The sequence below is a fragment of the Modestobacter sp. KNN46-3 genome (assembly GCF_011039295.1).
This window is the reverse complement of sequence record NZ_JAAKGN010000178.1, coordinates 1-8710: the sequence shown is the minus strand read 5'-3', so window position 1 is coordinate 8710 and position 8710 is coordinate 1. Positions and strand designations below refer to the sequence as shown.

10 protein-coding genes, 1 tRNA gene and 1 pseudogene are annotated in these 8710 nt (G+C 74.3%); 8 read left to right on the top strand and 4 right to left on the bottom strand.

The genetic code is table 11. The features are described 5' to 3' along the window. Positions 1-301: 301 nt before the first annotated feature. Positions 302-550 (top strand): hypothetical protein, encoded by a 249-nt coding sequence (locus G5C62_RS23420; RefSeq protein ID WP_036333473.1) that lies wholly within the window; start codon positions 302-304, stop codon positions 548-550. A 41-nt stretch (positions 551-591) separates the two neighbouring features. Continuing rightward, complete coding sequence (locus tag G5C62_RS23415; protein WP_164702888.1) at positions 592-1512, top strand: DUF6910 family protein; 921 nt, start codon at positions 592-594, stop codon at positions 1510-1512. 818 nt (positions 1513-2330) lie between these two features. Here G5C62_RS23415 and G5C62_RS23410 read toward each other — a convergent pair. Beyond that, positions 2331-2765 (bottom strand): hypothetical protein, encoded by a 435-nt coding sequence (locus tag G5C62_RS23410; RefSeq protein ID WP_241176085.1) that lies wholly within the window; start codon positions 2763-2765, stop codon positions 2331-2333. A gap of 152 nt (positions 2766-2917) precedes the next feature. Further along, positions 2918-2998 (bottom strand) — tRNA-Leu (locus G5C62_RS23405). Positions 2999-3061: 63 nt separating this feature from the next. On the opposite strand from G5C62_RS23405, the gene G5C62_RS23400 reads away from it, so the two are divergent. From G5C62_RS23400 to G5C62_RS23380, 5 genes are all read left to right on the top strand, one after another. Further along, positions 3062-3340 carry a DUF3618 domain-containing protein gene (locus tag G5C62_RS23400; RefSeq protein ID WP_052090633.1) on the top strand — a complete coding sequence of 93 codons (279 nt, stop codon included), beginning with the start codon at positions 3062-3064 and terminating at the stop codon, positions 3338-3340. Positions 3341-3389: 49 nt separating this feature from the next. Continuing rightward, entirely contained in the window at positions 3390-3887 is a 498-nt protein-coding gene (locus tag G5C62_RS23395; protein WP_036333479.1) for a DUF427 domain-containing protein, read from the top strand. Positions 3888-3918: 31 nt separating this feature from the next. Beyond that, a complete protein-coding gene (locus G5C62_RS23390) occupies positions 3919-4212 on the top strand; it encodes a metal-sensitive transcriptional regulator (protein WP_036333592.1) in 294 nt (97 codons plus the stop codon). A gap of 37 nt (positions 4213-4249) precedes the next feature. Further along, entirely contained in the window at positions 4250-4456 is a 207-nt protein-coding gene (locus G5C62_RS23385) for a heavy-metal-associated domain-containing protein (RefSeq protein ID WP_197058330.1), read from the top strand. 83 nt (positions 4457-4539) lie between these two features. After that, the gene (locus tag G5C62_RS23380) at positions 4540-6738 is read left to right on the top strand and encodes a cation-translocating P-type ATPase (RefSeq protein ID WP_277424819.1); all 2199 of its coding nucleotides are present in this window, start codon (positions 4540-4542) and stop codon (positions 6736-6738) included. Between the two features lie 28 nt (positions 6739-6766). Here G5C62_RS23380 and G5C62_RS23375 read toward each other — a convergent pair whose 3' ends face one another. Next, positions 6767-7387 (bottom strand): TetR/AcrR family transcriptional regulator, encoded by a 621-nt coding sequence (locus tag G5C62_RS23375; protein ID WP_164702885.1) that lies wholly within the window; start codon positions 7385-7387, stop codon positions 6767-6769. A 120-nt stretch (positions 7388-7507) separates the two neighbouring features. On the opposite strand from G5C62_RS23375, the gene G5C62_RS23370 reads away from it, so the two are divergent. Beyond that, a complete protein-coding gene (locus G5C62_RS23370; protein ID WP_164702884.1) occupies positions 7508-8587 on the top strand; it encodes an EAL domain-containing protein in 1080 nt (359 codons plus the stop codon). Positions 8588-8604: 17 nt separating this feature from the next. On the opposite strand, the pseudogene G5C62_RS28325 reads toward G5C62_RS23370, so the two are convergent. Further along, positions 8605-8710, bottom strand: a pseudogene (locus tag G5C62_RS28325) (IS982 family transposase); the annotation flags it as partial.

Genomic DNA, 8710 nt, shown 5'->3' with positions numbered 1-8710 from the left:
GTCGGCGGCCACCGTCATGCCCTCGGTGACCCGGGCGACGATGCGCTCGCGGTCGCCGGCGAGCGGCTCCTCGGTGGGGTCCAGCAGCTCGGGGTCACCGCACCCGGTCAGCAGGGCCAGCACCGCCAGCGCCGCGGCTCGCGTCCGCCCCCGGTGCCGCATCGCCGGCCTCCGCTCCGGCGCGCCCCCGCGGCGCGCCTCACCGGGCATCCTGCCGGTCTCCGGCGCGGTGTGGCGGGACGTCGTTACGGTCGTGCCCCAGCGGCCGCGCCGGGCGACCGGAGGAGTGGGGGAGGGCCCGATGGCGGACCTGGAGGCGCTGCGCCGGTTCGGGTTGGTGCTGGAGATGGCCGAGGCGGCCGGGGACGGCGACTGGCGGGCCTGGACGGCGGTGCTGGGCGGCCTGGACGAGGACACCCGCGCGGACGTCGTCCGGCAGTCGTCGCTGGTGATCGCCATGCTCTGCGAGCGGGAGGCCGAGCGGCGTGGCGTCACCCGAGACCAGTTCCTGGCCCAGTTCCGCGCCGAGGTGATGGACTCCCTCGGCTGATCGCAGGCGTGCCACGCCGTGCGGGCGGGCACGGCAGGTGCATGCGGATCACGGTGGACGACGTCCGGACGCTGACCTTCGACGACGGGACGCCGGTGACGGCCGCATCCGCGATCGCGCCGCTGGGCGAGGGCTGGCTGGTCGCCCCGGACGACTCGACGATCGCCGCCTGGGTGCGGCCGGGCGGGGTGACCCCGGTGCGCGTGCTGCCGCCGGTCGAGGGGCTGGACCACTTCAGCGAGCCGGCGGGCACCAAGCACCTCAAGCCCGACCTGGAGGTGGCCTGCCCGGCCGAGGTGGACGGGGAGCCGGCCGTCCTGCTGCTGGGGTCGGGGTCGACGCCCCGGCGGATGCGCGGGGTGCTCGTGCGGCTGGTGGACGGCGAACCGGTCGTGCAGGCCGGCGAGCTCGGTCCGCTCTACGCCGCGGTCGGGCGGCTGCTGGCGGTGCCGGCGGAGCAGCTGAACCTGGAGGGGGCCAGCCGGCACGGCGACACCGTCCGCTGGTTCCACCGGGGCAACCTCGCCGCCGGGGCGGGGCCGGCCAGCGTCGACGTGCCGCTGGCCGACCTGGTCGCCGCCGTGCTGGGCCGGGCCGGCGCCGATGAGGTAGCGGTGTCGGCGCCCCGGTCCTACGACCTGGGCCGGGTGGCCGGTGTGGGGCTGGCGGTCACCGACGCGATCGCGCTGCCCGACGGGCGGACCCTGCTCTCCGCGGCCGCGGAGGACACCCCGAACGCGGTCGACGACGGGCCGGTCGTCGCCGCGGCCCTCGCGCTGGTCGACGGCGAGACGGTGCTCGACATCGCGGCGGTGCCCGAGGTCGAGGGCCGCGTGCACAAGGTGGAGGGGCTGGCGCTGCGCGAGGTGGAGGACGCCCGGGTGCACGTGCTGGCAGTGGTGGACGACGACGTCCCGGGTGCGCCGTCGGTGCAGCTGGAGCTGCGGGTCGAGTTAAGCTGAGCCCTCCCGGCCCGGGCGCGGCCGGGTCGGCTCCCTCCGCGCGGCGTCCCTCCAGGAAGTAGGCGCCCAGCGCCCCGGCCAGGGTCGCGAACACGGCGACGGAGTAGACGGCCAGGGCCACCTCCAGGAAACGGGCGAGACCGTGGTCGGTGTCCAGCAACGCACCGGTGATGGTGGCCATGGCCGCGTCGTGCAGTGCGGGGCCGTAGGTGTCGTAGGCCCCCACGACGTAGAGCAGCTGGCTGCTGCCGAGGACGACGACGCCGGTCACCGCGGCGAGCCACCCGATCCGGTTGGTGAGCAGCCGGCCGGCCGACCGGGAGCCGCGGATGGCGGCGGACAGCACGCCGCCGACGCGGGCGGTCCGCAGCAGGGTGAGGGCGCGGGCGAAGCGGAGGAACGGCAGCGCCAGGAAGATCAGCTGCCACCAGTTGCGCAGCCAGAAGCGGCGCTGGCTGGGCGCCCGGACCGCGCGGAAGACGAACTCGCTGACGAAGACCGCCCAGCAGATCCAGCCGAGGACGCTCAGCGTCGTCACCAGCCAGGGTTCCCGGGCCAGGGCCTGCCCCAGGACGATGAGCACGAACACCAGGCCGAGCACGCCCATCGGCCGGTCGAGCTTCGTGGCCAGCCCCTCCGTCTCGACCGAGGGGTCGGCGGGGGGCCGGCGGATCGTGCCCGTGTGGCGCATGGAACAGCCCCTACCCACCTGCTGCCGGGGGTCGCACCTCGGTGTCCGGCACCCCGACGGCTCGCGGGGAACGAGGCCGCTCGGCCCCCCCGACGTGGGGGCGTTCAGCTGAGCGTCGGCGGCGCGCTCACCGGACCGGATCGAGCATGCGATCGAAGACGGCGCCAGTGCCCTGAGCCTGTACGTACTTGCCTGCCACGTCGACGGCCCAGTCCTGCCGTGACCACGTCGTCGGGCGGTAGAGGCCCAGCGCGGTGTTGAGGAGGACGTCACCCACGTAGACGAGAGCGAACACGGAGTTGACGGCCTTCTGGCCGCGCAGCCCCCGGAAGGCGGCGACGCCGTAGGCCGCGCCCCACATGGTCCCGAGCGCGAAGTGCGTGACGTAGTTCAGGCGTCGGCGGCCTCTCCGTGTCGTGGGACGGGCCGGGGTGACCTTCTCGGCGAAGTCAGCCGGGGCATGGCTCTCGTCCCGCTTGGTGAGGGGCATCTCCACGAACTCCTGGAAGGCCGTCATCACGACGGTCCCGCCCACGCCCGCGACGACGCCGCGTCCGATCATGCTCGGCATCGAAGGCCGTTGTGTCCGCATGCACGGCGCGTACCCGGCTGAGCCCCAGACACACGGACTGTCATCGGGAGCGGGGGAGCCCCGGACACCGTCCGGGTGATCCGCGTGCTCGCACGGCCCGTCCGGGCCAGGAGGCGTCCCTGTGCGGGAGAGGGGAGTCGAACCCCTACGCCCGAAGGCACCAGATCCTAAGTCTGGCGTGGCTGCCGTTACACCACTCCCGCGTTGGGGGCAGTGTAGGAGCCTCCCGTTCGGCCGCGGTCGGACCGATCTGGCAGGCTGTCGCCGTGCCGAGGACCCCCGAGCAGATCCAGCAGGAGATCGACGCCGCCCGCGAGTCCCTGGGGGCGACCCTGGACGAACTGGCGTTCCGCACGAACCCGCAGCGCCTGGCCGACCAGGGGAAGGCGAAGGTGCAGGAGTTCCTGCAGAGCCCGCCCGGGATCGCGATCGTCAGCGTGGTCGGCCTGACCGTGACCTTCGTCGTGACCCGGAAGATCGTCCGTCGCGTCCGGCACACCGACCGCCGGCGCAAGGTCGACGTCACCTACCGCCGGGTGCGCTGACCCGGGCGTCGCGACCGGCTGGTCGCCGCGCAGGCGCACACTCGGCGGCGTGTACCCACCGCCCCGTGACCCCGTCGGACCCGGCCAGGAGTCGGTCTGGAGCTACCCGCGCCCGCCGTCGGCCGAGGTGACCGGACGACGCCTCGAGCTCACCCTCGGTGGTCAGGTGATCGCCCGCACCGACCGGGCCGTGCGGGTCTGCGAGACCAGCCACCCGCCGGTCTTCTACGTCCCCCGGGACGACGTGGCGGCCGGCGTCCTGGAGCGGGGCGCCGGCTCGTCGTGGTGCGAGTTCAAGGGCATGGCCACCTACTGGGACGCCGTCGTCGACGGTGTGCGCCACCCGTCGATCGCCTGGTCCTACGAACAGCCGACGGCCGGCTACGAGCAGCTGCGCGGCGCGCTCGCCTTCTACCCCAGCCGGCTGGACGCCGCGACCGTCGACGGCGAGCCGGTGCGCGCCCAGGCCGGTGACTTCTACGGCGGCTGGGTCACCGACGAGGTGGTCGGCCCGTTCAAGGGGGAGCCCGGCACGCGCGGGTGGTGAAGGGGTACCCCTTGGGGGTATGCTGAACGGCATGACGGGCTACGCCGGCGACAAGGACCAGGTGCTCGCGCGCCTCAAGCGGGTCGAGGGCCAGGTCCGCGGCATCGCGCGGATGGTCGAGGACGACACGTACTGCATCGACGTCCTCACCCAGGTCTCCGCGGCCACCAAGGCACTCCAGGCGGTCGCGCTCGGCCTGCTCGACGACCACCTGGGCCACTGCGTCCGTGACGCGGTGGCCAGCAGCGCCGACGACGACGGTGCCGCCGCCGACGCGAAGATCGCCGAGGCCTCGGCCGCCATCGCCCGGCTCGTCCGTTCCTGATCAGCTCCCTGACCCCGCTCCCGAGGAGAGAACCACCGTGCAGACCCTGGACTTCACCGTCACCGGCATGACCTGCCAGCACTGCGTCGCCTCCGTCACCGAGGAGGTCAACGAGCTCTCCGGCGTGCAGGAGGTCGTCGTCGACCTGGCCACCGGCCGGCTGCGCGTCGTCGGCGACGTCACCACCGACCAGGTGCAGGCCGCCGTGTCCGAGGCCGGCGACTACACCGCCCAGCCGGCATGAGCGCCGGGCCCCAGGCGGAGCCGTCTGCAGCCGGGGGGCCGGCCGGCGAGGGCCCGGTTGCTGAGGACGAGGTCCGCCTCGACATCACCGGCATGACCTGCGCGAGCTGCGCGAACCGGATCGAGCGCAAGCTCAACAAGCTCGACGGCGTGCAGGCCAGCGTCAACTACGCCACCGAGGCCGCGACCGTCCGGTTCGACCCGGCCCGGGTCGACCCCGACCGGCTGGTGGCCACCGTCGCGGCCGCCGGCTACTCCGCCGCGCTGCCGGCGCCGCCGGTCACCGAGGACGACGCCGGGGCCCCGGACGAGGTGGCCCGGACGCCGGAGGCCGCGCTGCGGCAGCGGCTGCTGGTCAGTGCCGCGCTCACGCTGCCGGTGCTGGTGCTGTCCATGGTCCCGGCGCTGCAGTTCGACAACTGGCAGTGGCTCGCGCTCACCCTGGCCAGCCCGGTCGCGGTCTGGGGTGCGTGGCCGTTCCACCGCGCTGCGGTGGTCAACGCCCGGCACGGCGCCAGCACGATGGACACCCTGGTCTCGATCGGGATCAGCGCCGCCTACCTCTGGTCGCTGTGGGCGCTGTTCCTCGGCGACGCGGGGATGCCCGGCATGCGCATGGAGTTCACGCTCCTCCCCGAACGGGGCGCCGGCACGCACGAGATCTACCTGGAGGTCGCGGCGGCTGTCACCGTCTTCCTGCTGGCCGGCCGCTGGGCGGAGGCGCGGGCCAAGCGCCGCTCCGGTGCCGCGCTGACCGCGCTGCTCGAGCTGGGGGCCAAGGACGCCGCCGTGCTGCGGGACGGGCGCGAGGTGCGGGTACCGATCGGCCAGCTCGTCGTCGGCGACCGGTTCGTCGTCCGGCCGGGGGAGAAGGTCGCCACCGACGGTGTCGTCGTCAGCGGCAGCTCCGCGGTCGACCTGTCGATGCTGACCGGCGAGAGCGTGCCGGTCGAGGTCTCCGCCGGGGACCGGGTCACCGGTGCGACGGTCAACGTCGGCGGCCGGCTGGTCGTCGAGGCGACCCGGGTGGGCACCGACACGACGCTGGCCCAGCTCGGCCGGCTGGTCACCCAGGCGCAGAGCGGCAAGGCGCCGGTGCAGCGGCTGGCCGACCGCGTCTCGGCGGTCTTCGTCCCCGTCGTCCTGGTCATCGCGGTGGCCACGCTGGTCACCTGGCTGCTCGTGACCGGCGACGTCACGGCGGCCTTCACGGCCGCGGTCGCCGTGCTCGTCATCGCCTGCCCGTGCGCGCTGGGCCTGGCCACGCCGACCGCCCTGCTGGTCGGCACCGGTCGTGGCGCCCAGCTCGGCGTGCTGATCAAGGGTCCCGAGGTGCTGGAGAGCACCCGCCGGGTGGACACCGTGCTGCTGGACAAGACCGGCACCGTCACCACCGGGCAGATGAGCCTGGTGGAGGTGGCCGGGCACCCGGAGACGCTGCGGCTGGCGGCCGCGGTGGAGGCCGGCTCCGAGCACCCGATCGCCCGGGCGATCGTCGCCGCCGCCGGTGAGCTCCCCGAGGTCGAGGGCTTCGCCAGTCAGCAGGGGATCGGCGTGCAGGGGCGGGTGGACGGTCGGGACGTCGTCGTCGGGCGGGCATCGGCGATGCCCGGCCCGGTACCGGCCGACCTGGCCGCGGTGGTCGAGCGGGCCCAGCAGGCCGGGCAGACCGCCGTCCTGGTCGCCGTGGACGGCGCGGTCACCGGGGTCTGCGTCGTCGCCGACACCGTGAAGCCCACCAGTGCGGCGGCGATTGCACGGCTGCGGGAGCTGGGGCTCGCGCCGGTGCTGCTCACCGGTGACAACGCCGGTGCCGCCGCCGCGGTGGCCCGCTCGGTCGGGCTGGACCCCGACCGGGGCGAGGTCGTCGCCGGGGTGCTGCCCGCGGGCAAGGTCGACGTCGTCCGGGAACTGCAGGCCAAGGGCCGGGTGGTCGCCATGGTCGGCGACGGCGTCAACGACGCGCCGGCCCTGGCCCAGGCCGACCTCGGGCTGGCCATGGGCTCGGGCACCGACGTCGCCATCGAGGCCAGCGACCTGACCCTGGTGCGGGCCGACCTGGACGCCGCGGTCGACGCCGTCCGGCTGTCCCGACGGACCCTCGCAGTGATCAAGGGCAACCTGTTCTGGGCCTTCGCCTACAACGTCGCGCTGGTGCCGCTGGCCGCCCTGGGGTTTCTCAACCCGCTGCTGGCCGGGTTGGCGATGGCGGCGTCCTCCGTGCTGGTGGTCACCAACAGCCTGCGGCTGCGGGCCTTCCGGTCCAGCGCGCCGGCGGCCTGAGGCTGCCGGCGCGGGTCAGGGGACCGGCTCAGGCGGCGCGGCGGGCGGAGACCAGCGGCAGGACGACGTCGGTCAGCACCTCGTCGGCGAAGTCGGTCGACACCGGCTCCCCGCCGAAGAGCCAGCGCTGCAGGATCGGCGAGCTCGCCGTCGTGGCCACGGCGGTGCCCAGCGCCGCCGGCTGGACCTCGCCGCGGGCCTCGGCCCGCTCCCACACCTGGCGGAACGTCGAGCTCCAAACCTCCATCGGGCCGCTGTGGAAGGCCTCGCGCAGCTCCGGCTCGTGCGGCAGCGCCGACAGCAGCGACAGCGTGGCCGCACCGAGCGGTCCGTTGACCGCATCGACCAGCCAGTGCAGCAGGAGCCGGAGGTCGCCCTCGAGCGAACCGGTGTCGGGCGGCTCGATCGACTTCTCGCTCAGCTCGGCGACGGCGTCGGCGACCAGCTCGGACTTGGTCCGCCAGCGGCGGTAGATCGTGGCCTTGCCGACACCGGCGGCCGAGGCGACGGCGTCCATCGTCAGGGCCGCATAGCCCGACTCGGCCAGCACCCGCAGGATCGCTTGCCGGATGGCCCCGTCGCGGGAGGGGTCACGCGGCCGCCCGCCGCGACTGGGGCGTGCACCATCGGCGGGAGTTAGGGGAGGCACACCTGGGACACTAGCCGAGTTGATCTTCCGCGGCGTGTGACCTCCCCCGTGCTCGGGACGGGCAGGACCCGGCCCGCGCGCCTGCGTGTTCGAGGGGTCACCGTCGGTCATCCTGCAGCGGTGAACGAGCCTGTGGACGTCGTTCGTCCCTCCTGGGAGACCCCCCAGCGTGCCCGCCGGCTGCTGCTGGCCAGCACGCTCAGCCACGTGCTGCCCAGCATCTCCCGGATCGCCGGGGCGATGGGGCTGCGGATCGGCACCGCCCCCGGACTCCTGGACATCGTGGACGACGAGGGCGGCCGGCGGATCGACCGGCTCTTCCAGCGGCTGGCCCGGGAGCTCACCGCTGCCGAGACCGAGGCCGTCCGGGTGACCACCGACCCGCCCAGCGACGGCGTCGCCCTGGCCACCCGGCTGCTCACCGCACCCACGCTCGCCGTCGAGCTGGCCCGTCGCGGGGTGACCGTGGAGATGGCGCTGCTCACCGACGCCGAGCTCTGGCCGGTCTACCAGCCGATCATGTCCCTGGCGACCGGCGGCATGGTCGGCCACGAGGCGCTGCTGCGCGGCCGGGTCGACGGGCGCGAGGTCGGCGGCGGCGACCTGTTCTTCCTCGCCGAGCGGGCCGGCTGGCTGCGTCGGCTGGACCGGGTGGCCCGGGAGGCCGCCATCCGCGGCGCGGCCGGGTGGCTGGGCAGCGCGGACCTCTACGTGAACTCCGACCCGGCGGCGGTGCACCGGCCCTCGGTGTGTCTGGCCAGCACCGAGCGGGCGGTGCACGACAGCGGCATCGACCCCCGGCAGCTGGTGTTCGAGGTCGTCGCCTCGCACGCGGTGATCGACCACGAGCACCTGCTCTCGGTGCTCGAGCACCACCGGTCGCTGGGCTGGCGGGTGGCGCTGGACGACGTCGGCGTCGGCTGGTCCAGCCTGGCGCTGGTGAGCGTGGTGCGCCCCGACGTCGTCAAGCTCAGCAAGACCCTCGTCTCCCGGCTGCAGGAACCCGGTGCCCAGGCCATCGCCCGGGCGCTCACCGAGCTGACCCACCTGCAGGGCGGGGTCGTGGTGGCCGAGGGCATCGAGTCCGAGCGGATCGCCGACCAGGCACGGGCCGTGGGGGCCGACCTGGGTCAGGGCTGGCTGTTCGGCCGCCCGGTGCGCCCCGAGCCCGAGGCCGAACCGGAGCTCGCCTTCGCCTAGATGACCTATTCCAAGGGTCAGTGGTCGTAGGCGATCAGTGATCGCGGGGTCGGTGCGCCGATGTGGTCGTTGTGCCAGATGGCCGCGGTGAGGGCCAGGATGCGTTGTAAAACCCGGACCAAG